At 64.8% G+C, this 24,449-nt stretch carries 25 protein-coding genes; 5 read left to right on the top strand and 20 right to left on the bottom strand.

Translation table 11 applies throughout. From position 1 onward, the window contains the following. Positions 1-13: 13 nt before the first annotated feature. Positions 14-1,111: an HNH endonuclease signature motif containing protein gene (locus HMPREF2678_RS03870; RefSeq protein ID WP_246817877.1), complete on the top strand. Its 1,098-nt coding sequence runs from the start codon at positions 14-16 to the stop codon at positions 1,109-1,111. Here HMPREF2678_RS03870 and HMPREF2678_RS03875 read toward each other — a convergent pair. Beyond that, entirely contained in the window at positions 1,092-1,481 is a 390-nt protein-coding gene (locus tag HMPREF2678_RS03875; RefSeq protein WP_035001448.1) for a hypothetical protein, read from the bottom strand. The genes HMPREF2678_RS03870 and HMPREF2678_RS03875 overlap by 20 nt on opposite strands. A gap of 114 nt (positions 1,482-1,595) precedes the next feature. Here HMPREF2678_RS03875 and HMPREF2678_RS03880 point away from each other — a divergent pair, with 114 nt between their 5' ends. Beyond that, positions 1,596-2,954 (top strand): DUF4921 family protein, encoded by a 1,359-nt coding sequence (locus HMPREF2678_RS03880; RefSeq protein ID WP_035001446.1) that lies wholly within the window; start codon positions 1,596-1,598, stop codon positions 2,952-2,954. A 42-nt stretch (positions 2,955-2,996) separates the two neighbouring features. Continuing rightward, positions 2,997-4,241: an amidohydrolase gene (locus tag HMPREF2678_RS03885; protein WP_070550991.1), complete on the top strand. Its 1,245-nt coding sequence runs from the start codon at positions 2,997-2,999 to the stop codon at positions 4,239-4,241. Here HMPREF2678_RS03885 and pyk read toward each other — a convergent pair. The 16 genes from pyk to hisD form a co-directional block, all read right to left on the bottom strand. After that, complete coding sequence (gene pyk, locus HMPREF2678_RS03890) at positions 4,223-5,641, bottom strand: pyruvate kinase (RefSeq protein WP_051891442.1); 1,419 nt, start codon at positions 5,639-5,641, stop codon at positions 4,223-4,225. The genes HMPREF2678_RS03885 and pyk overlap by 19 nt on opposite strands. 40 nt (positions 5,642-5,681) lie before the next feature. Beyond that, positions 5,682-6,533 (bottom strand): prolipoprotein diacylglyceryl transferase, encoded by an 852-nt coding sequence (gene lgt / locus HMPREF2678_RS03895; protein WP_070550993.1) that lies wholly within the window; start codon positions 6,531-6,533, stop codon positions 5,682-5,684. Continuing rightward, on the bottom strand, positions 6,530-7,300 hold the full coding sequence (gene trpA / locus HMPREF2678_RS03900) for a tryptophan synthase subunit alpha (RefSeq protein ID WP_070550995.1): 771 nt from the start codon (positions 7,298-7,300) through the stop codon (positions 6,530-6,532). The genes lgt and trpA overlap by 4 nt, the downstream gene beginning before the upstream one ends. A 3-nt stretch (positions 7,301-7,303) precedes the next feature. Next, on the bottom strand, positions 7,304-8,593 hold the full coding sequence (gene trpB, locus HMPREF2678_RS03905; RefSeq protein ID WP_070550997.1) for a tryptophan synthase subunit beta: 1,290 nt from the start codon (positions 8,591-8,593) through the stop codon (positions 7,304-7,306). Between the two features lie 18 nt (positions 8,594-8,611). After that, positions 8,612-9,421, bottom strand: a complete 810-nt coding sequence (gene trpC, locus HMPREF2678_RS03910) for an indole-3-glycerol phosphate synthase TrpC (RefSeq protein ID WP_043012199.1) — start codon at positions 9,419-9,421, stop codon at positions 8,612-8,614. A 19-nt stretch (positions 9,422-9,440) separates the two neighbouring features. Beyond that, positions 9,441-10,130, bottom strand: coding sequence for a TIGR02234 family membrane protein (locus tag HMPREF2678_RS03915; protein WP_051892074.1), 690 nt, complete (start codon positions 10,128-10,130; stop codon positions 9,441-9,443). Continuing rightward, positions 10,127-11,698, bottom strand: a complete 1,572-nt coding sequence (locus tag HMPREF2678_RS03920) for an anthranilate synthase component I (RefSeq protein WP_070550999.1) — start codon at positions 11,696-11,698, stop codon at positions 10,127-10,129. The genes HMPREF2678_RS03915 and HMPREF2678_RS03920 overlap by 4 nt, the downstream gene beginning before the upstream one ends. Before the next feature lies 1 nt (position 11,699). Beyond that, positions 11,700-12,071, bottom strand: a complete 372-nt coding sequence (gene hisI, locus HMPREF2678_RS03925) for a phosphoribosyl-AMP cyclohydrolase (protein ID WP_034991775.1) — start codon at positions 12,069-12,071, stop codon at positions 11,700-11,702. Then, the gene (gene hisF, locus HMPREF2678_RS03930; RefSeq protein WP_034991778.1) at positions 12,068-12,850 is read right to left on the bottom strand and encodes an imidazole glycerol phosphate synthase subunit HisF; all 783 of its coding nucleotides are present in this window, start codon (positions 12,848-12,850) and stop codon (positions 12,068-12,070) included. The genes hisI and hisF overlap by 4 nt, the downstream gene beginning before the upstream one ends. Further along, positions 12,847-13,824: an inositol monophosphatase family protein gene (locus HMPREF2678_RS03935; protein WP_034972128.1), complete on the bottom strand. Its 978-nt coding sequence runs from the start codon at positions 13,822-13,824 to the stop codon at positions 12,847-12,849. The genes hisF and HMPREF2678_RS03935 overlap by 4 nt, the downstream gene beginning before the upstream one ends. Further along, on the bottom strand, positions 13,824-14,588 hold the full coding sequence (gene priA, locus HMPREF2678_RS03940; protein ID WP_034972127.1) for a bifunctional 1-(5-phosphoribosyl)-5-((5-phosphoribosylamino)methylideneamino)imidazole-4-carboxamide isomerase/phosphoribosylanthranilate isomerase PriA: 765 nt from the start codon (positions 14,586-14,588) through the stop codon (positions 13,824-13,826). The genes HMPREF2678_RS03935 and priA overlap by 1 nt, the downstream gene beginning before the upstream one ends. 68 nt (positions 14,589-14,656) lie before the next feature. Continuing rightward, positions 14,657-15,412, bottom strand: coding sequence for an imidazole glycerol phosphate synthase subunit HisH (locus HMPREF2678_RS03945; protein ID WP_043012203.1), 756 nt, complete (start codon positions 15,410-15,412; stop codon positions 14,657-14,659). 11 nt (positions 15,413-15,423) lie between these two features. Beyond that, the gene (locus HMPREF2678_RS03950; RefSeq protein WP_034970007.1) at positions 15,424-16,773 is read right to left on the bottom strand and encodes an MFS transporter; all 1,350 of its coding nucleotides are present in this window, start codon (positions 16,771-16,773) and stop codon (positions 15,424-15,426) included. After that, entirely contained in the window at positions 16,773-17,387 is a 615-nt protein-coding gene (gene hisB, locus HMPREF2678_RS03955) for an imidazoleglycerol-phosphate dehydratase HisB (protein ID WP_034970008.1), read from the bottom strand. Before hisB ends, HMPREF2678_RS03950 begins: the two co-directional genes overlap by 1 nt. A 57-nt stretch (positions 17,388-17,444) precedes the next feature. Then, on the bottom strand, positions 17,445-18,560 hold the full coding sequence (locus HMPREF2678_RS03960) for a histidinol-phosphate transaminase (protein WP_070551001.1): 1,116 nt from the start codon (positions 18,558-18,560) through the stop codon (positions 17,445-17,447). 5 nt (positions 18,561-18,565) lie between these two features. Then, positions 18,566-19,903, bottom strand: a complete 1,338-nt coding sequence (gene hisD, locus HMPREF2678_RS03965; protein ID WP_035001425.1) for a histidinol dehydrogenase — start codon at positions 19,901-19,903, stop codon at positions 18,566-18,568. Between the two features lie 56 nt (positions 19,904-19,959). Here hisD and HMPREF2678_RS03970 point away from each other — a divergent pair, with 56 nt between their 5' ends. Next, on the top strand, positions 19,960-21,213 hold the full coding sequence (locus HMPREF2678_RS03970) for a hypothetical protein (protein WP_034970019.1): 1,254 nt from the start codon (positions 19,960-19,962) through the stop codon (positions 21,211-21,213). A gap of 13 nt (positions 21,214-21,226) precedes the next feature. On the opposite strand, the gene nadC is transcribed toward HMPREF2678_RS03970, so the two are convergent. From nadC to HMPREF2678_RS03985, 3 genes are read right to left on the bottom strand one after another with little or no spacing between them, the layout of a single operon-like run. Continuing rightward, positions 21,227-22,192: a carboxylating nicotinate-nucleotide diphosphorylase gene (nadC, locus tag HMPREF2678_RS03975; RefSeq protein WP_246817878.1), complete on the bottom strand. Its 966-nt coding sequence runs from the start codon at positions 22,190-22,192 to the stop codon at positions 21,227-21,229. Further along, positions 22,192-23,208, bottom strand: coding sequence for a quinolinate synthase NadA (gene nadA / locus HMPREF2678_RS03980; RefSeq protein ID WP_305764386.1), 1,017 nt, complete (start codon positions 23,206-23,208; stop codon positions 22,192-22,194). The genes nadC and nadA overlap by 1 nt, the downstream gene beginning before the upstream one ends. A 48-nt stretch (positions 23,209-23,256) precedes the next feature. Beyond that, positions 23,257-23,820, bottom strand: coding sequence for a hypothetical protein (locus tag HMPREF2678_RS03985; protein WP_034972120.1), 564 nt, complete (start codon positions 23,818-23,820; stop codon positions 23,257-23,259). A gap of 67 nt (positions 23,821-23,887) precedes the next feature. Here HMPREF2678_RS03985 and HMPREF2678_RS03990 point away from each other — a divergent pair, with 67 nt between their 5' ends. Then, on the top strand, positions 23,888-24,448 hold the full coding sequence (locus tag HMPREF2678_RS03990; protein ID WP_168163083.1) for a TetR family transcriptional regulator: 561 nt from the start codon (positions 23,888-23,890) through the stop codon (positions 24,446-24,448). The last annotated feature ends 1 nt before the right edge of the window (position 24,449 follow it).

Genomic DNA, 24,449 nt, shown 5'->3' on the forward strand with positions numbered 1-24,449 from the left:
CGAGATGCGGCGGATGTGTAATAGGGTCGACGCGGCGTATGCATACAGCGTGATCGACGACCCGACCGTGGCGCGGATACAAGCGCTGCGGAAGGCGGGGACGGCGGATGCGATAGTGTTCTCGCACGCGGCACAGATACTCGCAGTAATGAACATGCTCGGGCTAGCAGCGCTAAAAGCCGGAGTGATCGGCGTGCGGCACCTAGAACAAGTGTGGCGCGTGCGGAATACCTACTCAGCACAGCTGACAGAGCCCGACGATGCTGGGCACGCGATCATGGACATGGAACAGTTCAACCGCTACCTAGAAAAACACGCGGTGGACTGCATCAGCGCACGCGAAGACGGACCGACGGCGAAGGAGCTAGGCGAATACCTGTGCGAAGTGATCGCGCGGGACTTCCCTACCCCATTTGCGGAAGGCGAGAAGGCAGCGGCGGAGGAGCGGTCCGCGACGCGGGGATCCGTGACGACGCTGGGCGGAACCGCCGAGCTTTCCCGGTGGACGCTGAACATGCCTAAAGACCAATCGCAGCGCATGTGGGAAGCGGTAACGAAGAAGGCGAAGGCACTGGCCGACGAGACGGACTGCGATCTGGCGCAAGCGCGGCTAGACGTAATCGCAGGGCTGATCAGCGGCGAAGAACCCAACACGGTGGTGCACGTGCACGTATTCCGGTGGGAAAACGGGCCAGGGTTCATCCCGGGAGTCGGCGCAATCAGCACTAAACAGGCCGATTACTACGAAGGGTTCGCCACGAAAGTCGATAGCGTGACAGTGCCGCCGGCCGTGGAACAGTACACACCAAGCAGGGAAATGAAGGAATTCCTAGTCGGACGGGACGGGACATGCCGATTCCCCGGTTGCGAACACCCCGCACCAATGTGCGACAAAGACCACATCGTTCCGTACAACCACAAAGCGCCCGCGGACGGCGGACCGACGGATGTGCGGAACATGCAGTGCTTATGCCGCACCCACCACAACCTGAAAACCAACGGTCAGTGGCGGGCAAGCACCGACGACGGGGGCTGGACGATCAAGTGGGTGAACCACCACGGGGAGGAATTCACCACACACGCAAGGGGGGTTATACCGAAGCCACAGTGACGTGCCACGGCACGCGGGGCGTGCCAGGATCGTCCTGGACCTGGCGCAGGATCGGCTCGGCGGGCTCTTTCTCGCGAGTCGTGAGGAGCTCGGCGAAGTGCATGGCTAGGCCCGAAACGGAGCCGATGTCATAGCGGATAACGTCGACAGTTAGCTCGGCGCCGGTGGCGGGGTCGGATCCCTCATCGGGACTCTCGCCGAAAAGCTCCACCCAGGTAGTGACCAGTTCGGGGTCTGCAGCTTGCCCGGACTGGAGATTCAGCGTGCCCTCAAACGCCTCGCCGAGGGCGGAGATCATGGAGCGGAAGTCCTGCTCGATAGCAGCCAGCTGCTCCTTGTTGGCCAGCAACCGGAAAGTAATCTTTGGCATTCCCCTAGTGTGGCAGCACGCGGTGGCGAACGGCAAGCACGGTTAAGCGCGACAAGCACGACCAAGCCCCGACAGTGTGATCGGCGGAATAGGAAAACGACTAAACTGTGTGCCGTGATTGGTTCCCATGCTTCGCACCCAGCGCCCGTGCCACCCCTAACCACCCTGCCGGACGGGACGATCAAACAGGTCAATCCGTTTTCCGGCACCGAAGTGTGGACAGTCCCCGGCCGCGGCAACCGCCCCATCGCCGAGCACCGGCCGGAGGTCCGCACCGTAGGCGACCGCGACTCCGCCACCGCATTCGGGCTGAATCGCAAGCTGGATACCCCACCGGAAAAAGCCCGCCTGGTGCTGGACGAAGACGGCAAGGCCCACATCCTGCGAGGTCTGCCCGTCAGCAAGCTGGAAGACACCGAGCCGCTATTCCGCCGCGTGGCCAACCTCTTCGAGATCCTGACCTACGACTACTGGCTCATGAACTACGGCTACCGCATGAACCCCGCGGCGGCGAAGCACATGACCGACTACCTTGCCGAAGAAGCCGGCCAAGACCACGTAGAGCAGATACTGCGTGCCAAGTGGTCTGCCAGCGGCATGACTCGGGAAGAACTCGACGAGCTCTTCTCCCCCGACAACCGCCTACAGACCCTCTACGAAAAGAGCACCGGCCTCTTCGCTGGCGGCCACGATGTGATCATCGCCCGCGACCACTACGTCCCCGGCGCAGACACCACCGACCAGCTGGCCTCCAGTGGCACGCTCGGCTGGGAAAACCACCGTCACTTCATCGCCTTCACCGTCGACGGCATGGATCACCTCTACCGCGCCAACCGCTACGTGCGCTACGTTGCCGCCTTCCAGAACTGGCTAGCCCCCGCGGGCGCCAGCTTCGAACACCTCCACAAGCAACTCGTCGCCATCGACGAGCACGGCCTGCAGAACGAACTCGAAATCGCCCAGGTCCGCGCTAACCCGAACATGTACAACGAATGGGCGGTGGACTACGCTGCCCGCCACAACCTCGTCTTCGCCGAGAACGACCACGCCATCGCCTTCGCAGGCTTCGGGCACCGTTGGCCGACCCTCGAGGTTTTCTCCAAGTCCGCCACGACCGAACCTTGGCTGATGTCGGACGCCGAACGCGACGCCGTCTCGGATTTGGTTCACGCCTGCCACGTCGCCGCCGGGCCACACGTCTCCTGCAACGAAGAGTGGCTGCACCGTCCCCTCGACGTTGACGTGCCCATGCCCTGGCGCATCGTGATTAAGTGGCGCGTGTCTACCATGGCTGGATTCGAAGGCGGCACGAAGATCTACATCAACACCATCTCCCCCGCCGACCTGCGCGACCGGGTTCTCAATGCCCTGTACGCCGCCCAAGAGGAAGGCCTGCTCGCCCCAGGGATCCGTCTTGGCGACGACTGCGCCACTCGCCCCAACATGCTGAAGTACAACCCAGCGATCCGTTAAGCGGAGACGTAGGCGTCAATAAGAAAGAAAGAGAGCACCGCAATGAGCAACGAAGCGGCAACAGCGAACATCGCCGAGTTCATTTCGAACCACGGTGTCGACCTCAGCTGGCAGGACAGCTTCTACCAGTGGATGCACGAGAACCCCGAGTTGTCGCTGCAGGAAGAGCAGACGGCGAAGCACATCACCGCGCGGCTGGCGCAGATGGACTGCGAGGTCACGACGGGCATCGGCGGCCATGGGATCACGGCGGTGTTCCGCAATCCGGGGAGCGCCGAAATCAAGGCTGACGAGCCGACCGTGCTGATGCGCGCCGACTTTGATGCCCTGCCCGTGCAGGAAATCACGGGCCTGCCCTATGCGTCCAAGAACGACGGCGTAATGCACGCGTGTGGCCACGATATGCATGCCACGGCGCTGATGGGGCTGTGCGCCGTCCTGGACGAACGTCGCGACGCGTGGCACGGCACCTTCATTGCGCTGTTCCAGCCCGCGGAGGAAGTAACCGCCGGCGCCAGCAACATGATCAACGATGGCCTGGCTGACAAGATCCCCACCCCCGATGTGTGTTTGGGCCAGCACATTCTGCCTGGTCGGCTCGGCACTGTGATGTCGGCGCCCGGCCCGGTTTTGGCGGCGTGCGACACGATCACCATCACTCTGCACGGCAAGTCTTCCCACGGTTCGAGCCCGCAGGATTCCATCGATCCGACGTTCCTCGCCGCGATGATTGTGGTGCGCCTGCAGGGCATCGTTGGCCGCGAGGTTGCGCCGTCCGATTTCGCCGTCATCACCGTCGGCACGCTATCGGCCGGGCACACGAACAACACGATCCCCGACACGGCAACTTTGGTTCTGAACTGCCGTTTCTACGACACTGACGTGCGCGACAAGACCTACGCCGCGATCGAGCGGGTCGTCCGCGCCGAGTGCGATGCCTCTGGCTGTGAGGTCCCGCCCGAGTTTGTTTACTCCGCCCACGGCGAGTTGACCGACAACTCGCCCAGCACATTCGAGCATGTTCGCCCCGTGTTCGATGCAGTTTTCGGGGAAGATTCTATTGACGCCGAACCGTGGACCGCTTCCGAGGATTTCTCAGAGATCCCGCGTCATTTCAAGGTGCCGTACTTGTTCTGGACGATTGGCACCACGGATCCTGAACTGTGGAATTCCGGCGAGCCGGTGCCCGGCAACCACCATGGTGCCTTCGCGCCGAGCATTGAGGCGCTGGGCACTTCCACGGACGCGGCGTTGGCCGCGACCTTGAGTTACCTCTTCCGTTCCTGACCCAGCAGGTGCACCTGGATCATGTTGGTGTTGCCGGAGATCCCGGGCGGGGAGCCGGCGACGACGACCATCATGTCGTCGTACTTGTACTCCGGCATGGCCAGCAGGTGGTGGTCGACTGTGTCCATCATTTCGTCGGTGGACTTTACGTCTTCGATGAGGAATGTCTCCACGCCCCACGTCAGCGCCAGCTGCGAGCGCACCGCCTGGGAGGGCGTGAACACCAGCAGCGGCAAGTGCGAACGTAGGCGCGCCACGCGTTTGGCAGTATCGCCGGAGGACGTGAAGGCCACGAGTGCCTTCGCGTTGAGGCGCTCGCCGATATCCTTGGCTGCGTAGGAGATCACGCCGCGGCGGGTGCGCGGGCGGTGCGTCAGCGGCGGTACTTCACCGTCCACTTCGGCGGCGCGCACGATACGGGCCATGGTCTCTACTGTGGTGATCGGGTGCTTGCCCACGGAGGTTTCGCCGGAGAGCATCACCGCATCCGCACCGTCGAGCACGGCGTTGGCCACGTCGGAGGCCTCGGCGCGCGTCGGGCGGGAGTTCTCGATCATGGAGTCCAGCATCTGCGTCGCCACGATCACCGGCTTGGCGTTCTCGCGGGCGATCTGGATGGCGCGCTTCTGTACCAGTGGCACGTCCTCCAGCGGTACTTCCACGCCCAGGTCTCCACGGGCGACCATGATGGCATCGAAGGCCAGGATGACGGGCTCCAGCGCGTCGACGGCTTCCGGCTTCTCTAGCTTGGCGATCACCGGCACGCGGCGGCCAACTTCGTCCATGATGTCGCGCACCAGCTCCACGTCGGAGGGGCTGCGCACGAAGGACAGGGCGATGAAGTCCACGCCCAGCTGCAGGGCGAAGCGCAGGTCCTCGGTGTCCTTCTCGCTCAGCGCCGGCACGGAGATATTCATGCCCGGCAGGGACACACCCTTGTTGTTGGAAACCGGGCCACCCTCGGTGACCTCGCACACGACGTCGTTGCCGTCGACTTCCTTACACACCAGCGCGATCTTGCCATCGTCGACCAGCAGCCGGTCGCCGGGGCGTGCGTCGCGAGCCAGACCCTTGTAGGTCGTGGACACGCGATCGTGCGTGCCCTGCACGTCGTCGACGGTAATGCGCACGGTTTCGCCGGTTGCCCATACGGTTGCGCCCTCGGCGAAGCGTCCCAGGCGGATCTTCGGTCCTTGCAGGTCGGCCAGCACACCGACGGCCTTGCCCGACTCGTCGGTCGCCTCTCGAACCCAGTTGTAGTTCTGCTCGTGATCAGCGTGCTCGCCGTGGGAGAAGTTCAGGCGCGCAACGTTCATTCCTGCGTCTACGAGCCCGCGGATCTGCTCTTTCGAGGCGACCGCGGGACCCAGGGTGCATACAATCTTGGTTCTTCTATTCACGAGTTCGAGGATAGCCCTGCGCCGTTGTCCTCGCTACTTCTTAGGTAGTGACGCCCTCTTGCTTGCGTTCCTTGATTGTCCACCAGACGAACAGCGCTGTCGCAGCGAGGAACACCACTGCCGAAACCACGACGTTGATGCGTATATCCCCGAAGACAGTGGTGGCTGCATCGGTGCGGATGTTTTCGATGAAGAAGCGCCCGAAGGTGTACCCCATGACGTAGAGGGTGAACAGCCTGCCCCCGCTGACCCGCCAGTGGCGCTCGGCGATGAGCACCAGCGCAACGACGAGCAGGTTCCACAGCAGTTCGTAAAGGAACGTCGGCTGTACCGTGGCCAGCACTTCGCCGGTGGAGTGTCCGGTGACTGGTGCGGAATAGCCGTTTTCATCCACGCGACGGTAGATTTCCAGGGCCCAGGGGGAATCGCTTGGCCCTCCGTAGAGCTCTTGGTTGAACCAGTTGCCCAGGCGCCCGATGGCCTGCGCCAGCGGGATCGTGGGAGCCGCGGCGGCGGCGAAGGTGCCTAGTGGCAGCTTCTTCGCCTTGAAGAGCAACCACACGGCCAGGGAGCCGAGCACGATTCCGCCCCAGATTCCCAATCCTCCGTTGGTGATGTTGAAGACCTGCGTTGGGTCTTTCCCCTCGCCGAAGTACTTATCGTGGTCGGTGATCACGTGGTAGAGCCGGGCGCCGATAATGCCCGCGGGCACGGCAACCAGCAGCGCGTCGACGGCCACTTCCGGGTCGCCGCCGAGCTTGGCGTAGCGCCGGCGCGTCCAGAAGTAGGCCACGATCACGCCGGTGAGGATGCACAGCGCGTAAGCGCGGAGGGGGATGGGGCCTAGCTCCCATACCCCTTGGGGCGGCGATGGAATGGCCGCCGCGATCATGCGCGAACACCTCGTGCCAGCTCGGCGGCCAGCTCGCCCAGCTTGCCTTCGGCAGCGGCCTGGATGAGGGCGGAGCCGACGATCACGCCGTCAGCGTAGGAGGCGATGTTCGCCGCATGTTCCCCTGACTTCACGCCCAGCCCCACTGCCACCGGCAGATCCGTGGCTTCGCGGACGCGGGCAACGAGTTCCTCGGCGGAGTGCGAGACTTCATCCTGTGCACCTGTTACTCCCATGTGGGACGCAGCGTAGATGAAGCCGTCGGCGGCGTCCACAGTTAGGGCCATACGCTCGGGCGTGGTAGACGGCGCGACAAGATAGACCGGCGATAGGTCGTTGGCCTTGCAGGCCTCCGCCCAGCGCTCGGCTTCCTCCGGCAGCAGATCCGGGATGATGGATCCCAGTCCCCCGGCGGCGGCCAGGTCGGCGGCGAACTTTTCCGGGCCGTACTGCAGCACGGGGTTCCAATAGGACATGATGACGGCCTGGCCGCCGGCCTCAGTGACGGCGCGGACCACGTCGAGAGTGTCTCTCACACGGAAGCCATTAGCCAGCGCCTCGTCGGCGGCAGCCTGGATGGTGGGGCCGTCCATCATCGGATCGGTGAACGGAATGCCCACCTCGATCAGGTCGGCGTGCTGCGCCAACTCCTTGACCAGTTCCTTGGACTTAGCCACCGTAGGGTAGCCGGCCGGGAAGTAGGCCACGAGTGCGGCCCGCCCTTCGGCGCGCGCGTCGGTGAAAATCTGTGAAAGTCGGGAGGTCATGGGTTAGCTGTCCTTCTCGCTCGTTTGGCCCAGCATGTCGAACCACTTCGCAGCCGTCGTTACGTCCTTGTCGCCGCGGCCGGAGACGTTGACGATCAGCGTTGCTCCTGGCTTCTCGGCGGCAACCTTGACTGCGGCGGCCACGGCGTGGGAGGACTCGATGGCGGGGATGATGCCCTCCAGGCGGGTCAGCTGTTGGAAACCTTCCATGGCCTCCGCGTCGGTGATGGGCAGGTAGCGGGCGCGCCCCTCGGCGTGCAGCTTGGAGTGCTCCGGCCCCACGCCCGGGTAGTCCAGGCCAGCAGAAATGGAGTGCGATTCGATGATCTGCCCGTCCTCGTCCTGCATCAGGTCGGCGTATGCGCCTTGGAACACACCCTGCATTCCCAGGGTGATCGGCGCAGCGTGGCGACCGGTCTCCATACCGTCGCCCGCGGCCTCCGCGCCGACGATATCCACACCCTCGTCCTCGATGAACGGGTGGAAAAGGCCAATTGCATTGGAGCCACCGCCCACGCAGGCGATGACTGCGTCGGGCAACTTGCCGGTCTCTGCCAGCAGCTGCTGGCGCGCCTCCACGCCGATTACGCGCTGCAGATCGCGCACCATCTGTGGGAATGGGTGCGGGCCGGCGGCGGTACCGAAGCAGTAGTAGGTGTCATCAGCGTTGGATACCCAGTAGCGCATGGCCTCGTTGATGGCGTCCTTGAGGGTGCGGGAGCCGATCTGCACCACTTCCACGTGGGCACCCAGCAGGCGCATGCGGGCGATGTTCAGGGCCTGGCGTTCGGCGTCCACAGCCCCCATGTAGATCCGGCACTCAATACCGAGCAGAGCACAAGCCGTCGCCGTGGCCACGCCGTGCTGTCCCGCGCCGGTCTCCGCGATCACGCGGGTCTTGCCCATGCGCTTTGCCAGCAACACCTGGCCGAGCACGTTGTTGATCTTGTGGGAGCCGGTGTGGTTCAGGTCCTCGCGCTTCAGCCACACGTGCGCACCCACAGCCTCGGAGAAGCGCGCGGCGTAGTACAGCGGCGACGGGCGCCCCGTGTAGGTGCGATGCAGCTCGTCGAGTTGATCCAGGTAAGCCTGGTCAGAGCGCGCCTTCGCCCAAGCATCGGTGATCTCCTCGATAACGGCCATGAGGGCTTCCGGGACGTAGCGGCCACCGAACTCCCCCCAATGTCCGCGCTCGTCGGGTTCGTGGTGGGTGGCGGTGCCCAGAATCTCGCCTACCGTCGGCAGGCGCTTGCCCTGCGCGTCGGCGTTCTTGGAGGTCTTTTCGGTAGTCACAGTGTCACATGCTATCGGTTAGGAACTCTTCTGTGGGCAAGCGGGGTGTTTCCCGGCTGCTGCGAGGTCCCGGCACGCCTGTGCGGGGTTACCTGCGGTGACCAGCCCCTCGCCAACAAGCACTGCGTCCGCGCCCGCTGCGGCATACGCGTTGAGGTCGTTTTTATTCTTGACGCCTGATTCTGCGATCTTCACGACGCCGTCGGGAAGCAGCGGGGCGATCTTGCCGAACACTTCCGGGTCGACGTCCAGGGTCTTGAGGTTTCGGGCGTTGACACCGATCACCTTCGAACCGGCCGCGACGGCGCGTTCTGCTTCCTCTGCGGTGTGTACTTCCACAAGAGCAGTCATGCCCAGGGACTCGATGCGATCCAGCAGGGATTCCAACCGCTGCTGTTCGAGGGCGGCGACGATAAGCAGCACAATGTCAGCGCCGTGGGCGCGGGCTTCGTGGATTTGGTAGGGGTTGACGATGAAATCTTTGCGCAGCAGCGGAATATTCACGGCGCTGCGCACTGCGTCGAAGTCGGCGAGTGAGCCCTTGAACCGGCGCTCTTCGGTGAGGCAGCTGATGGCCGTCGCGCCGTTATCCTCGTAGGCCTTGGCGAGAACTTCGGGCTCGGCGATGTCGGCGAGGTGGCCCTTGGAGGGGCTGGCGCGTTTCACTTCAGCAATGAGGCTGACCCCTGGGGCGGCCAGCGCAGCGTGGGCATCCATTGCCGGAGGGGCGTCCAGCGACATGGCCTTGATTTCCTTATAGGGAATCTTGGCTTCGCGCTCGGCCTGGTCTTCGAGTACTCCGGCGATGATCTGGTCGAGAACAGTCATGTGTGTCACATTTCAAAGCTTATCGCCCGCGCTTGGTGCGGGAGAAATCGGATTCTTCGGTCGGATCCACCCCCGCATCCAGGGCATCCCACAGCACGCGGGTGGAGTCCGGATTCTCTGCGAGGTCTTCCTCTGCGTCCGCGCGGCGCACCTCCGGGGTTTCGTAGCGGCTGTGCCCCTTGGACTGCTCGCCCGGGCGCAGAATAAGGATCGCGCCGCCGACCACGCCGAGGGCGGCGGCGAGGAGCACTAGCACGATTCCCATCGTGTGCACTTCGCCGCTGACCACCTGTGCCCACTCGGAGATCTGCACCGGGTCGGATTCCTTCTGCGTGGCCGCCCCGCTGGATAGCAGGCTCTTGGCTCGCGCGAGGTCTACGTCGTTGCCCAGCAGCTGCACGGCACGGAAGCTGGCGGTGGCCGCCAGCGCTGCGATCACTACGCCCAGGATGCGTCGAACCATCGGCTGCACCGCGATCGACAGGATCAGCGAGGCCACCATCGCCAGCGCCAACGGCACCAACGCGGGATCCCACACGGAGCCCACGAGCTCCTTGGTCGAGGCTCCGGCCTTGTCGTCGTCGACGGCCACGGTCACGAACTTCAGGCGACTTGCGCCCCACAGCCCCGCGGCGCTCAGCACCACGCACAGCAGAGCGATCTGTCGGATGCGCTTGGCCTTCTGTGTTACGTCCTCTGCCTTGCTCACTGCTTCTCCCCTGCGTTCTTCATGGTCTCCGCCGCCGCTACTGCCCGTAGCACCGCCGCGGCCTTGTTACGGGTTTCCAAGTCTTCAGCCTCGGGGTCCGAATCGGCAACGATTCCCCCGCCAGCCTGGACGTACACCGTGCCGTCCTTGTACAGCCCGGTGCGGATGGCGATGGACTGATCGGTGTTGCCGGAAAAATCGAAGTAACCGACCGTGCCGCCGTAGACCCCGCGGCGCGTGTCCTCCAGCTCGTCGATGATCTTGAGCGCCGAGGGCTTTGGCGCCCCCGACAGCGTGCCAGCCGGGAAGGTCGCGGTGAACGCATCCACCGCTGTCTTGCCCGCGGCCAGCTTGCCCGTCACACCGGAGACCAGGTGCATCACTGCGGAATAGCGCTCCACGTGCCTAAAGTCGTGCACCTCCACCGTGCCGGGTTTGCTCACGCGCCCCAGGTCGTTGCGCCCCAGATCCACCAGCATCAGGTGCTCCGAGTTCTCCTTCTCGTCATTGACCAGCTCGCGCTCGAAGGCGAAGTCCTGCTCCACCGTCTCGCCGCGCGGTCTGGATCCGGCAATCGGGAATGTCGTGACATCGCCATCCCGGACCTGCACCAGCGATTCCGGGGAGGAGCCGATGATGTGGAACGCTGTGGCGTCAAAACCCTCGGTAGGAACATTGACCAAGTACATGTAGGGCGAAGGGTTCGATACTCGCAGCATGCGATAGATATCGATCGGGTCAACGTCGGTATCCATCTCGAAGCGCTGCGACAGCACCACCTGGAAGGCATCGCCGGCCTTGATGTGCTCCTTGACCTTGCCGATGCGCTCGCGGTGGTCGTCGTAGGTGCGCTGCCTGCGGTAGTCGGGCGCAGGGTTGTCGTAGGTAGTGACGCCCCCCGCGTCGCCCGTGGCCAGCCGTTCCACCATGGTGCCTAGCCGTTCCACTGCCTCGTCGTAGGCCTCGTCCACGCGCTCGTCGGAGTTATCCCAGTTGATCACGCTGGCGATCAGCCAGATCGTTCCCTCGTGGTGATCGACGACGGCCATGTCCTCGACCAGCAGCTGCACCATGTCGGGAATATCCAGGTCATCGGTGCAGGTGTCCGGCACGGATTCGATGTAGCGGATCATGTCGTAGCCCATGTATCCCACCAGGCCGCTGGTCAGCGGCGGTAGGCCCGGCATCGGAGCGGTTTGCAGGTGGGTCAGGGTGTTGCGGATCGCGTCCAGCGGATCGGTGCCAGCGGGGATGTCGACGGGCGGCTGGCCAATCCAGCGCGCTGCGCCGCCGTCCACGCCGCCCTTAGCGGTCAGCGCGCAGCGGGCGCCAGTGCCGATGAAGGAGTAGCGATCCCACGACTGGCCGTGCGCTGCCGATTCCAACAGGAACGTGCCGGGGCGGCCGTCGGCGAGTTTGCGGTAGGCCGACAGTGCGGTCTCTCCATCGGCGAGGACTTTGCGCACGACGGGCACCACGCGGTGCTTCGCCGCAAGCTCGCGGAAAGTGTCGCGGCTTGTCAGGTCGCCGACGGAATGGCTGGAAGTGTTGTCACCCATGGCTAACATGCTAGGCCAAGCGGTCGGCGTCGAAACAAGTGCGGTCGCCGGTGTGGCACGCAGCACCGGTCTGCTCGATCTTCAGCAGCACCGTGTCGCCGTCACAGTCCAGGCGCACCTCTTCGACGCGCTGGGTGTGGCCACTAGTTTCGCCTTTTATCCAATAGGACTGGCGGGATCGGGACCAGTAAGTGCCCTTCTTGGTGGCCAGGGTGTGGGCCAGAGCGTGGTCGTTCATCCACGCCATCATCAGCACATCGCCATTGTCGACGTCCTGGACGATAGCGGGTACGAGGCCGTCTGCGTTGAAGCGGACGCGCTCGGCGATGACTGGGTCTAGGTCGTAGGTTGCCGGATCTGTGTTGGGGTCTGTGCTGCTCACAGGCGCACCTCGTAGCCCGCGTCGGCCAGGGCCTGCTTGACCTCGCTGATCTCCACTTCTTGGAAGTGGAAGATAGAGGCAGCTAGTACCGCATCTGCGCCGGCTTCCACGGCGGGCGGGAAGTGCTCCGGGGCGCCTGCGCCACCGGAGGCGATGACCGGGATGGAGACGGCCTTGCGTACGGACTGCAGCATCTCGATATCGAAGCCGGCCTTGGTTCCGTCGCCATCCATGGAGTTCAGCAGGATCTCCCCCACGCCCAGTTCCTCGCCCTTGCGGGCCCAGTCGATGGCGTCCAGCCCAGCGGACTTGGTACCGCCGTGGGTGGTGACCTCGAAACCGGAGGGGTACTTGTCCGCCTCGGAGGGATCCTTCACGCGGCGGGCGTCCACCGATAGCACGATGCACTGCGCGCCGAAGCGCTGCGAAAGCTCCCGCAGCAGCTCGGGGCGGGCGACGGCGGAAGAGTTGACGGAGACCTTGTCGGCTCCGGCGCGCAGCAAGGCGTCCACGTCTTCCTCGCTGCGTACTCCCCCGCCGACGGTCAGCGGGATGAATACCTGGTCTGCGGTGCGGCGGACGACGTCCAGCATGGTGCCACGGCCGTCCTTGGAGGCGGAAACGTCCAGGAAGGTCAACTCGTCAGCGCCGAGCGCGTCGTAGCGCTTCGCCAGCTCCACGGGATCACCCGCATCGCGCAGCCCCTCGAAGTTCACGCCCTTGACTACGCGGCCGTTGTCCACGTCCAAACAAGGGATGACGCGCACGGTAACGCTCATCGGATGCCTCCTCGATCGCGGATCTCCTGGGCGTTGCGGGCGGCTGTGCCGATCGGCACAGCCTGGATGTGCTGCAGGATGGTGGCGTGTACCTCTGGCTCGCCGGCGACCAGGCCGGACACGCCCGGGCGCCAGGGATTGCCCGCGAAGTCGGTGGCAATGCCGCCGTTTTCTTCCACCGCGAGGATGCCCGCAGCGTTGTCCCACAGGTTCGGGCTGAACGTCACCGTCCCGCCGAACACGCCGGCGGCGGTGAAGGCCAGGTCGATGCCCACCGAGCCGGTGACGCGCATGCGTGGGTAGGACTTGCCGATCTCGTTCAGCATGTCCTGGCGATAGGAAATTGGCAGGTTACCGCGGCGCTGCGACAGGATAGAGCCGAAGCTGATCTGGGTCACGCCCGGGTCCGATGGCGGCATGGCACGGGCCGGGTGCCCATCCACCAGCAGTCCCTCGCCACGTCGAGCGGTGATGCGCTTGCCCAGCAGCGGCATCTCGGTCACAGAAACCATGGTCTGCCCCTGGTGCACCAAGGAAACCAGGATGCAGGCAAAGGGGTTGCCCACCGCGTAGTTGGCTGTGCCGTCGATGGGGTCGACAACCCAGAAGGTCTCCGGCAGCTCTTGATCGCCAGCTTCCAGGGACTTCCGCCGCGGGCCGTCCAGGCCGTCGGCCATAGCGTCGCTGGGATTCGGCTCGGTGATGTTCTCCCCCGGAACCTCACCGGGGCGGACCGTGCCGAACTCCTCGCCGTGCACGGGCAGGCCAGTGTATTGGGTCAACAGAGTGCGTAGCTGGCGTTCGACGGTCAGATCCGCCTCAGTGGCGAAATCACCGGGGGACTTGATGACCTCGGGCTCCGCGCCGACGGCTGCGGTGAAAGTCGTTTCCGCTTCGTCCACTGCGGCCTCGGCAATGGCCAGCAGCGAGCGGGTATCCAGCTCTTCTGGGGGGACTCCGTGGAAGGCTGTCATTAGTTATCGACCCCGCTCGCGACTTCCAAGGCCTGCTCCAGGGTGAACTTGCCGGCGTACAGGGCCTTGCCCACAATCGCAGAATCCACGCCCTCGTTCACCACGGCGGTCAGCGCACGGATGTCATCCAGGCTGGAGATACCACCAGAGGCCACGACCGGCGCATCGGTGGCAGCCGCCACGTCGCGCAGCAGATCGATGTTCGGGCCGTTCAGCATGCCGTCACGGCTGACGTCGGTGACCACGAGTCGGGACACTCCCTGGGAGTCCAGGCGCTCCAGCACCTCCCACAGCTCACCGCCGTCGGAAGTCCAGCCGCGACCGCGCAGGCGCCACTCGCCGTCAATCTCGCGGGTATCCAGGCCGATGGCGACCTTGTCGCCGTAGCGGGCGATGACAGACTCGCACCAGTCGGGGTCTTCCAGTGCGGCGGTGCCGATGTTCACCCGGCGGCAGCCGGTGGATAGGGCGCGCTCCAGCGACTCGTCGTCGCGGATGCCGCCGCTCAGCTCCACGTTGACGTCCAGCTGGCCGGTGACCTCCTTGAGAAGCTCAAAGTTGCTGCCCCTACCGAAGGCGGCGTCCAGATCCACCAGATGGATCCACTCCGCCCCCGCGTTCTGCCAGGCCAGGGCTGCCTCGATCGGCGCTCCGTAGCTGGTTTCCGTGCCCGCTGCGCCCTGAACTAGGCGGACGGCTTGGCCGTCGGCAACGTCGACGGCAGGAAGCAAAGTCAGGGCACGGGAGTTATCTGTAGAAGCCATAGGGAGAATCCTAACGCGTATAAACTTCGGCGACGTTTGAAACAGGGAAACTAGTGCTAGTTCTAGAGCTAAAGTGTCTCCACCCAGTTGCGCAGAAGGCGAATGCCCGCCTCCCCCGACTTCTCCGGGTGAAACTGCGTGGCCCACAGCGGGCCGTTTTCCACGGCCGCCACGAAGCGGCTGCGTCCGTGAGCTGCCCAGTGCACCAGCGGGGGCTCCGTGCGTCCGTCGGTCATTAGCTCCCACTCCCGCACGCCGTAGGAGTGCACAAAGTAGAACCGCTCAGAATCCTCGATCCCGGCGAACATCTTCGACGGCTCGCTCGCCGCCGCGCCCAGAGCGCTGGCGGAGGATCCGTCGCCACGCTCTACCGTGTTCCACCCCATGTGCGGCAGCACGTCGGCATCCAGCTTTTCCACGGTGCCCGGCCATTCGCCCATTCCTTCAGTAAAAGCACTTTCCCCATCCCCAGTACCAGTGCCGTCCCCAGCGCCGTCCCCAGCGCCTTCCGCGAACTCCACTCCCCGATCGAAAAGGATCTGCATGCCCACGCAGATGCCCAACACCGGGCGTCCTCCCGCCAAGCGCTGGCCGATCAGGCGATCACCGTACACACTGTGCAGCTGCTTCATGCACGCGCTGTATGCCCCCACACCCGGCACCAGCAAGCCGTCGGCCCGCTGTACCACCTCCGGATCCTTCGTCACTTCTACCTCGGCGCCGGCTTTTTCCACGGCTCGCTGGGCAGAACGTACATTTCCGCTGCCGTAGTCCAGCAGGGCGACGTGTGGGCGTCGAGAAGAAAGAGAAGTCGAAGGAGTCATAACCAGTTAGTCTAGCCGGACTTACCCGGGCGCAATTCACGTCGGCGTACTCTACGCAGGGTCTCGCGGACATTGCCGTAGTCGGTTACGCGGTGACGCCCCACGATTCGGTCGAGGACAGCCACCACACAACCGAACGCGGCAACCGCCCCGGCCGCCACGAACGCACCCTGGTACGTCAGCGCTCCAGCAACGAAGCCCAGCAGGATCGCACCCGCTCCCGTGCCACCGTCGAAGGTCATGTTCCACAATGCGGAAGCCTTGGCGGATTCCTCCCTGGGAAGGCGATCGAACAGCATCAACAGCGCCTCGGTCTGGTTAATGCCGAAGCCCGCACCGAACAGCGCAGCCGACAGCAACGACCATCCCAGTAGCAGCCCGCCACTGGGATGCACACCCAGCATCACCGCGGCGGATCCGAGGCCCACCACGCACAGAACCAAGCCCAGCGCGTTGAGGCGCCCCGGCTCGCCCACCCGGTCGGCGTACCAACCGCTGAACAATCGCGAACCGATCTGCATCAGCCCCACCACGCTCAGCGCCAGGCCAGAGATCGTGGCGGCCACGCCAGCGTCGATCTCGCCCGCGGCAGGCGCCAGGAACGTGCTGAAAGAGGCAAAACCCACGGCCGCCGCACCGATGGACAGACCCGGCACGGTGGCCAGCTTCCACGTCGCCACGCGCGGGGCCGCCGGGGTGAAGTCCGCCTGTGCGGTCGCGTTAGCGGGAATGTCGGCCGCCACGCCGGGCGAATTCTCGCGCTCCACCTTCGGCAGGCGCAGCGCCGCCAGCGCGCCGACGATCGAGTACACCGCAGCCGCGGCACACGCCCAGGCCAGGCCGTAGCTGTCGTATAGCCACATGCCCAGCGGGAAGCTGATCAGCTGTGTCACACCCACCGTCGCGCCGAACACGCCAGACGACCGGCCCACCAGCCTGGGCGGCACCAGCTCTGCGATCAGCGCAGCCTCCGTCACCGTCACCGCGCCGAAGCCCACGCCACGCACCGCGGCGATCGCCAGCACCGTCACCGCCGACATGTCCGCAACATAAACCAGAGCCGGTAGTCCCAGCAGCAGACCCGCGCCGAACATCACCGGGGTGTACCCCACTCCGCGCAGCAAGCGCGGAGTAAAGGCCTGCGTAAGAACAGTCGCGGCCATAAACACGCCCGTGGACAGGCCGGCCACGCTATCGGTTCCGCCCCCAGCGATCACGGCCATGGGGATGACCGGCAGAAGTAGCGCCCAACCACCGAAAGCACAGAAGACCGAGACCAGCGTGGCCTTCAGCCCGGGGGCCTGCCACACGGAATCGATCTTTTCTAGTTCTTCAATGCTCAGCGCCTTCGGGCGCGCCATTACAGCGTTCCCTTGGTCGATGGCACCCCACCTACGCGCGGGTCGTCCTCCACTGCGGCGCGTAGCGCGCGAGCCACGGCCTTAAACTCCGCTTCGGTGATGTGGTGCGGGTCGCGGCCGTACAGGCAGCGCACGTGCAGCGCGATGCGTGCGTTCAGCGCCAGCGTCTCGAAGAAGTGCTGGTTAATCACCGTGGCGTAGTGTCCACCGATCACGGCGCTCAGCATCTGCTCCGGCTCCCCCACGCCCACGTAGTACGGACGACCGGATACGTCCACTGCCGCGTGCGCCAGAGTTTCGTCCATGGGGATGAAGGCATCACCGAAGCGGCGGATGCCCGCCTTGTCTCCCAGGGCCTGCGCCAGCGCCTGGCCCATGACGATGCCGGTGTCTTCCACGGTGTGGTGGGCGTCGATCTCCACGTCGCCGCGGGCGTGCACGGTCAGGTCAAAGGAGCCGTGCGCACCGAGGGCAGTCAGCATATGGTCAAAGAACGGCAGACCCGTATCGATGTCGGTCTTGCCGGTGCCGTCCAGGTTCCACTCAACCTGAATGTCCGATTCTTTGGTGGCGCGCTGGGCCTTCCCGATGCGCGGGGTGGGGTTCGTTGCCACGGTGTCTCTGTACCTACCTCTCCGTCTTTTGCTGTCTTTTCCTCTTGAAACGTCAGCCTAATCGTCCATCATCTGCGCCGCGGCGGCAAGAAAAGCGTCGTTTTCCTCCGGCAGTCCGACGGTCGCGCGCAGCCAGCCCGGCACGCCGACGTCGCGGATCAGCACTTCGCGGTCGAGGAAGCGCTGCCACACCGTGGGCGCGTCGCCTAGCTTGTCGAAGTTGCCGAAGAACACAAAGTTGGAATGCGAATCAATGACGTCGAAGCCCAGCTCGCGCAGCTCGGCGACAACCCGGTCGCGTTCCTCGCGCAGCTTCGCCACCGTCTGCAGCGTTGCCGCGGAGTGTTCCAATGCCACCTCCGCCGCCGCCTGCGACAGGGTGGCCAGGTGGTATGGCAGGCGCACCAGCATCACGGCTTCGATGAAAGCCGCGTCGGCCACGAAGTACCCCAACCGTCCGCCGGCGAAGTCGAAGGCCTTGGACATGGTGCGGGAAACCACCAGCTTCGTCGGGTAGTCCTCTAGCAGTCCCACCGCTGAAGGCTCGTCGGAAAACTCCGCGTAGGCCTCGTCCACGATCACGATTCCGGGGGCTGCCTGCAGGATCCGTTCGATGTCGGCCAGGGGCGTGATGTTGCCGGTGGGATTGTTGGGGGTGGTGATAAACACCACGTCAGGGGCGTGTTCCGCGATGGCCGCGAGCGCCTCATCAACGTTGATCGCAAAGCGGTCCTCGCCCTTGCGCTCGACCGAAATGAACTCGGTCTGCGTACCTGCCGCCAGGATCGGGTGCATGGAGTAGCTCGGTACGAAACCCATCGCACTACGCCCGGGTCCACCAAATGCCTGCAGGAGTTGCTGCAGTACCTCGTTGGAACCGTTGGCCGCCCATACCTGTTCTTTTGTGACGCCCACACCCGTCTGCTCGCTCACATAAGCCGCTAGGGCCGCGCGTAGCCCCACTGCGTCGCGGTCGGGGTAGCGGTTCAGCTGCTGGCCCAGCTCCGCCACGCGCCGGGCGATACCCTCGACGATCTCCTGCGACGGCGGATATGGGTTCTCGTTGGTGTTGAGCTGATTGGCAACGTGCAGCTGCGGGGCGCCGTAGGCGGACTTGCCGCGCAGCTCCTCGCGCAGCGGCAGGTCGGATAGCGAAATCTTCTGCTCGGTCATGGTTCTTAACCCTCCTCCGCGTTGATGCGTGCGCTGATGGCCTCGCCGTGCGCGGGCAGCCCCTCGGACTTCGACAGGGTAATCACCGTGTCGGCCACGCCCCGCAGGCCTTCTTCGTTGTAGTCGATGACGTGCACGGACTTCAGGAATGTCAGGGTGGACAGACCGGAGGAATGCCGAGCCGTGCCGGAGGTCGGCAGCACGTGGTTGGAGCCCGCTGCGTAGTCGCCCAGCGGCACCGGGCTGAAGCGGCCGATGAAGATCGCACCAGCGTTAGTGATCTGTGCGGCTACCTCGTGGGAGTCCTTGGTGTGAATCTCCAGGTGCTCCGCCCCATAAGCGTTGGCCGCACGGATGCCCGCGGCGATGTCGTCGACCAGCACCACACCGGACTGCTGCCCATTCAGTGCTTCTGCCACGCGCTCCGAGTTCTGGGTGATGTGGTAGCGCTCGTTCATCTCGGCCGCCACTGCGTCGGCCAGCTTCTCGCTATCGGTGATTAACACGGAGGCCGCCATCGTGTCGTGCTCTGCCTGGCTAATCAGGTCGTAGGCGATCTCCACCGCATCGGCACTGTCGTCTGCGAGCACGGCGATCTCGGTCGGCCCTGCCTCGGAGTCGATGCCCACCACGGAACGGCACAGTCGCTTGGCCGCGGTGACGAAGATGTTGCCCGGGCCGGTCACCATATCCACCGGCTCCAGCTCCTCCCCACCGTCGGCAGTGGAACCGTGAGCGAGTAGCGCAACCGCCTGCGCACCGCCGACAGCCCAGACCTCTTCCACCCCCAGCAGTTTGCAGGCCGCCAGCACGGTCGGGTGTGGCCAGCCGCCCTCCTGGGGCGGGGAGGCCACCACGAGCGATTCCACTCCGGCCTCCTGGGCCGGCACGACGTTCATAATCACGCTCGACGGGTACACCGCGTTGCCGCCCGGCGCGTATAGGCCCACGCGCTGAACGGGGATGAAGCGCTCGGTCACAGTGCCACCCGGCGCGACCTCCACCTGCTTGTCGGCGGGGCGAATGGCGGAGTGGAATGCACGCACGCGCTCAATGGCATCCTCGAGTGCGGCGATGACGTCGTCGGCCAACGTGCCCACGGCGGCGTCAATAACCTCGGCAGGAACCCGCACCGAATCCGGGGTCACGCCATCGAAGCGCTGCCCGATCTCCAGCGCCGCGCGCGCACCACCCGTACGCACCTGGTCGACGATGGGAGCGACGGTGGGAATCACCGCGTCTACGTCTGTCCCTCCACGGGGAAGTCGGCGGCGCAGCTCGGCGGTCGTTGGGGCCTGCCCACGCAGGTCGATCCGGCTAAAGTCCAGCTGGGCGAGGGTCATGGTGTACGCAGCTTCCTTCCGAGTGCTTCATTTAATGCTGGGCTAGAGTTTACGCCATGGCCCAGACACTCCTTTCACTGCTCCGTGACAGTCGCGCGGCCGCTGTTTCGGGGGCGCACGCTGCGACGAGTTGGCGCCTAGCCAGCGACTTCGCCCGGCAGTACTGGCTGGCCACCCCGGACGAGGTTCCGGACGAGCTGCGCGGCGAGTTCTACAGCATGCGGGCCAGCGCCGCGGACCACTTGGGCTTCGCCGACGAGGCGGTCGGCGCGCTACGCGACCTGCGGCATTGGGCGCGCAGCCACGACGATCACGCGCTGGCGCTGGAGGCCTTGGCTCTGCTGGCCCACCAGGCTCTCGCCCAGGAGGAAGACCCCACCGCCTTCGCCGAGCTGCACTCGCCGAGCGAAATGCTGGCACAGCTGGCGCAGGGGTTCGACGGCTTTCGCCCGCACCCGGATTCCCCCACCCTCGGCGAGGCGCCGCACATCACGCACCGCGACCTCGACCCAACTGTTGCCGATCGCCTGACTTCGGCGGCCACAACGGGCTTTGCGGTGGCTACGAACCTTTCTGGTTCTTTGGAGGATGACGCCACCGCGTGCGACTTCGCCGATACCTTCGCCAAACTTGTGCGCCGGTTCGGCCGGAAACCCCCGAGCGCGGCCGACCGGCAGCTGTGGTTCGCCCAAGAGGCCTGGTTCCGCGGGCGCCGCGAAGAGGCTTTCGAGCTGGTCACGGCACTGGTCGAGAGGCTGGAGGAAGGCGAGGAAGACCCTGTGCCGAGCGGTGGCGGCTCCGGCGCGCAAACAGTTTCGCTGTACGAGGCGCACGACATGCTGGCGCATTTCGAAATGTTCCGGGCGGCAGAGAGCGAAGCGAGTTCCCTTTTGTCCGTCGCCGATCACTGGAGAACCTGCATGGCGCTGGCAGGTGAACTCGACGCGGGAGTGATTGCGTTGCGCTGCGCGGGGTTGGCGGCGATGGCTCTGCTGGGCGAGGGATACCCCGGCGAGGCCTGGGAACTGGCCAACGCCGAACTGGACGCCATCGCGGGCTGCCCCCTATCCCCCGCGGTGCTAAACCTGCGCTACACACTGGCGGAGGCCGCACTGAACTGCGGGCTGTTTGAGGAAGCCCTGGCGAATGCGCGCCTGGTGGCGGAGTGGTCCGAGTTCAGCGCCGACGACGAGCGCACCATCGGCAGCTACACGATGGCGCTGGTGGCGGCCACAGAACTGGGCCACGAAGCGATCGCCGAGGAGATCGACGAACGCCGACTGGCCGCGCTGGAGCGCTGGGAATCCTGATAGGGTACGTGGCTTAATCCAGCCCGATGTCCAGCGCCTGCACGCTGTGGGTCAGGCCCCCAACGGCCACGGACTCCACGCCGGTAGCGGCGTAGTCCCCGGCGACGTCGAGCGTCAGCCCGCCGGAAGATTCCAACAGCACCTGCGAGGCCAGCTGGTTGCGCAGCTCCACTGCCTTGCGGGTATCTTCCACGCTGAAGTTATCCAGCAGCACCTGGGGCGGGTGGGGCCGATCAGTGGCCAGCAGCTCCGCGAGCTGGTTAAGGTTATCCACTTCGACCTCTACCCACGTGGTGGCGTCCTCCCCCAAGAAATCCCGCACCCGCGCATAGGCTTCGGCGGCACTCGACAGTTCGACGTGATTGTCCTTGACCATCACCTGGTCGCCCAGGTTGTAGCGGTGCGGGTAGCCACCGCCGTGCACGATCGCGCGCTTTTCCAGCATGCGCATGCCCGGCAAGGTCTTGCGGGAATCGCGCACCCGGCATCCGCGCGGGCTAGTGGCCGCCGCTTCCACCACGTCGACCCAGGCGCGGGTCTGCGTGGCGATGCCGGAGGCGTGGCTCAGAATGTTCAGCAGCGTGCGCTCCAGCATTAAGATGTGCTGGATCTTGCCTTCGGCGCGGGCGACCTCGTCCCCCGCTTCCACCCGGTCTCCATCGGCCACCACCGCGGTGACGTCCACGTGCCGATCTGCGGCGACCTCCGCGACAATGTCCACTGCATCCAGGCCACTAATAACACCCGACTGTCGAGCGCGCATGACCTTCACACCGGTCGCCTCGGCGGGCACGGTGGCCAAGGTGCTGACATCCGCACCATCACCGAAGTCCTCTTCCAGCGCTACCTTCGCCATGCGCAGGTACGCAGCCCTTATACGGGAGGGATCGGTGAGTTGGTTCGGGTAAGGCAGTTCCGTTTCGCTGTGTTCGATGTCTCCGTGTTCGACTTCTCCGTGTTCGACTTCTCCGTGGTCCACTATTCCCCACTTCCCGGGTTGCCGATAGCGATCATGCGTTCCACGGACCGGCGCGCCGCTGCCGCGGTTTTCTCATCCACCGTCACCTCGTCCTCGCCGAGTGCTAGGCAGCGCAGCAGCGCCGCCGGGGTGATCATCTTCATGTACGTGCAGGCTGCCCGGTCGTTGACGGCACGGAAGTCCACGCCCGGGGCTGCTTGCCGTAGCTGGTGCAGCATGCCGACCTCGGTAGCCACCAGAACGGTGGACTGGCTGGTTGTCTTCGCTTGTGTGATCATGTCGCCGGTAGACAGCATCTTCACCCTCTCGGGTTCCACAATGCCCTCCCCGGCCAGGTAGATCGCGGAGTTCGCGCAGCCACACTCCGGGTGGATAAACAGGTCGGCCGTCGGGTTGTCGTGCGCCTGTTGGCTTAACTCTTGCCCAGAGATCCCCGCATGCACGTGGCACTCGCCCGCCCAGACGTGGATGTTGTCCCTCCCGGTTTCGCGGCGCACGTGCGCGCCGAGGAACTGATCGGGCCCGAACAGCACCTCCTGATCCTCCGGCAGGCTGGCCACCACATCGACAGCATTGGAGCTGGTGCAGCAGATATCCGTCAGTGCCTTCACGTCGGCGGTAGTGTTCACGTAGCTGACCACCACGGCCTCCGGGTGCTCGGCCTTCCACTCGCGCAGCTCGTCGGCCGTAAGGGAATCAGCCAGCGAACACCCCGCGGCGGTGTCCGGAATAAGAACGGTTTTCTCCGGCGACAGAATCTTCGCGGTCTCCGCCATAAAGTGCACACCGCAGAAGACGATCACGTCGGCGTCCGTCTCCGCGGCAATGCGCGACAGCGCCAGGGAATCGCCGGTGTGGTCGGCAATGTCCTGGATCTCCGACAGCTGATAATTGTGCGCCAGAATCAGCGCATTCTTCTCTTCCTTGAGGCGACGAACCTCCGTGGCCCACTCGTCGAGGGAGACTGTGTCCGGCATGTCCCACCGGCCATCCACGCGAGTGATGCTCTCTAACATGTTGCTCAGCATTCCATCCACGCTAGTACGAATGCTGAGCTAAAGGGGCTACTTCCCCTTTTCCCCTTTCCCTTCACCTTCAAAGTCCTCCGGGTCGGCGAACGTTGCGCCCAGCCAGTACACAATCAGCGCCAACGCCGGGGCCACCACCAGCCCCACCGAGGGGTTAGCTACCTCCAGAAGCTGAATCACGTCCCCCGGCTGCGGGTCGGCAGGCACCGGGTCGGAGTGCAGCTTATCGGCCACCCACGCCCCCAGCGACCAGGTCGCTGTCGTACCCCAGAGCACCGCCAGTGTGGTCCACAGCATCATCAGCAGACCACGGATGCGAGTGCGATAAGCCCAGATGGCAATCGCAACGCCGCCCACAGTGGTCAGGCCAAGGTAGTAGACATAAGCCCGGAACGAGGCATCCTCCGTCCCCGGCACTGTGTCAGCGCTCCCGTGGGCCGTGACTTTCAGCTCTGATGTGGGGTGAATCGCGCCCCACACCACGCCCAGCAACAAAAACGTGACCAGCGTGACGAATAAGACCAGCGCTGCTTCCCCGATCGGTCGGGGGATTAACTGGCGCTGGTTCTTCTGGTCCAGCGCACCGTCACGAAACTTCATGTGGCTCACCCTACGGCAATCTAGTCCACTACTCTGGGACACTGTGCAGTTAAACCGCAAGAAAATCGTGAGCACCGCAGTCGACATCCTGCAGCAGTACGGCCTAGCCGACCTCACGATGCGGCGGCTCGCCCGCGCCCTCGACGTCGCGCCCGGCGCCTTGTACTGGCACTTCCCCAACAAGCAGGCCCTCCTCGGAGGCATTGCCGAGTCGATCCTCACCGCCGTGCCCGCCCGCCCCGGCAGTGCGGCCGATTATTGTTCTTTTCTTTTTGACGCCCTCACCTCCCTCCGCGATGGCGCCGAAATCACACTGGCAGCGGTGGCCAGCGACACGCTTGACAGAGAACTGGCGGCCGAGCTGGGCGCAGAACTGGCCACCGAGTTGAATGCCGGTGCAGTGCACGATGCAGTGGACGGCGCAGTGGACGGTGTCGTGGATGGCGCAGAGGCCGCTTCCAAGCTGCTCCTGCGTTTCGTATTCGGCTCCGCGTTAGAGCTGCAGGCGCGCCAGGGCGTGGCCTTGGGCCTGGGCACGGCAGAGGAAGATGCAGGAAGTTCCCAAGCCCACGCACGGGAGGATCTAGTGCTGGGAGTAGAAACAATATTGCGCGGTTTTAGCCGTTAGA

Origin of the sequence: Corynebacterium sp. HMSC058E07 (assembly GCF_001809885.1) — a bacterium.
Taxonomy (GTDB): Bacteria; Actinomycetota; Actinomycetes; order Mycobacteriales; family Mycobacteriaceae; genus Corynebacterium; species Corynebacterium macclintockiae.

Coding starts and splice junctions, on each gene's coding strand:
- hisD (WP_035001425.1), bottom strand. CDS start 19,903: ATGACCCTCGCCCAGCTGGACTTTAGCCGGATCGACCTGCGTGGGCAG.
- trpA (WP_070550995.1), bottom strand. CDS start 7,300: ATGACCTCCCGACTTTCACAGATTTTCACCGACGCGCGCGCCGAAGGG.
- HMPREF2678_RS03920 (WP_070550999.1), bottom strand. CDS start 11,698: ATGTTAGCCATGGGTGACAACACTTCCAGCCATTCCGTCGGCGACCTG.
- HMPREF2678_RS03945 (WP_043012203.1), bottom strand. CDS start 15,412: ATGACTCCTTCGACTTCTCTTTCTTCTCGACGCCCACACGTCGCCCTG.
- hisF (WP_034991778.1), bottom strand. CDS start 12,850: ATGAGCGTTACCGTGCGCGTCATCCCTTGTTTGGACGTGGACAACGGC.
- HMPREF2678_RS03970 (WP_034970019.1), top strand. CDS start 19,960: ATGGCCCAGACACTCCTTTCACTGCTCCGTGACAGTCGCGCGGCCGCT.
- lgt (WP_070550993.1), bottom strand. CDS start 6,533: ATGATCGCGGCGGCCATTCCATCGCCGCCCCAAGGGGTATGGGAGCTA.
- HMPREF2678_RS03960 (WP_070551001.1), bottom strand. CDS start 18,560: ATGACCGAGCAGAAGATTTCGCTATCCGACCTGCCGCTGCGCGAGGAG.
- HMPREF2678_RS03950 (WP_034970007.1), bottom strand. CDS start 16,773: ATGGCGCGCCCGAAGGCGCTGAGCATTGAAGAACTAGAAAAGATCGAT.
- priA (WP_034972127.1), bottom strand. CDS start 14,588: ATGGCTTCTACAGATAACTCCCGTGCCCTGACTTTGCTTCCTGCCGTC.
- nadA (WP_305764386.1), bottom strand. CDS start 23,208: ATGTTAGAGAGCATCACTCGCGTGGATGGCCGGTGGGACATGCCGGAC.
- HMPREF2678_RS03985 (WP_034972120.1), bottom strand. CDS start 23,820: ATGAAGTTTCGTGACGGTGCGCTGGACCAGAAGAACCAGCGCCAGTTA.
- HMPREF2678_RS03935 (WP_034972128.1), bottom strand. CDS start 13,824: ATGACAGCCTTCCACGGAGTCCCCCCAGAAGAGCTGGATACCCGCTCG.
- HMPREF2678_RS03875 (WP_035001448.1), bottom strand. CDS start 1,481: ATGCCAAAGATTACTTTCCGGTTGCTGGCCAACAAGGAGCAGCTGGCT.
- HMPREF2678_RS03870 (WP_246817877.1), top strand. CDS start 14: ATGTGTAATAGGGTCGACGCGGCGTATGCATACAGCGTGATCGACGAC.
- HMPREF2678_RS03885 (WP_070550991.1), top strand. CDS start 2,997: ATGAGCAACGAAGCGGCAACAGCGAACATCGCCGAGTTCATTTCGAAC.
- trpC (WP_043012199.1), bottom strand. CDS start 9,421: ATGACTGTTCTCGACCAGATCATCGCCGGAGTACTCGAAGACCAGGCC.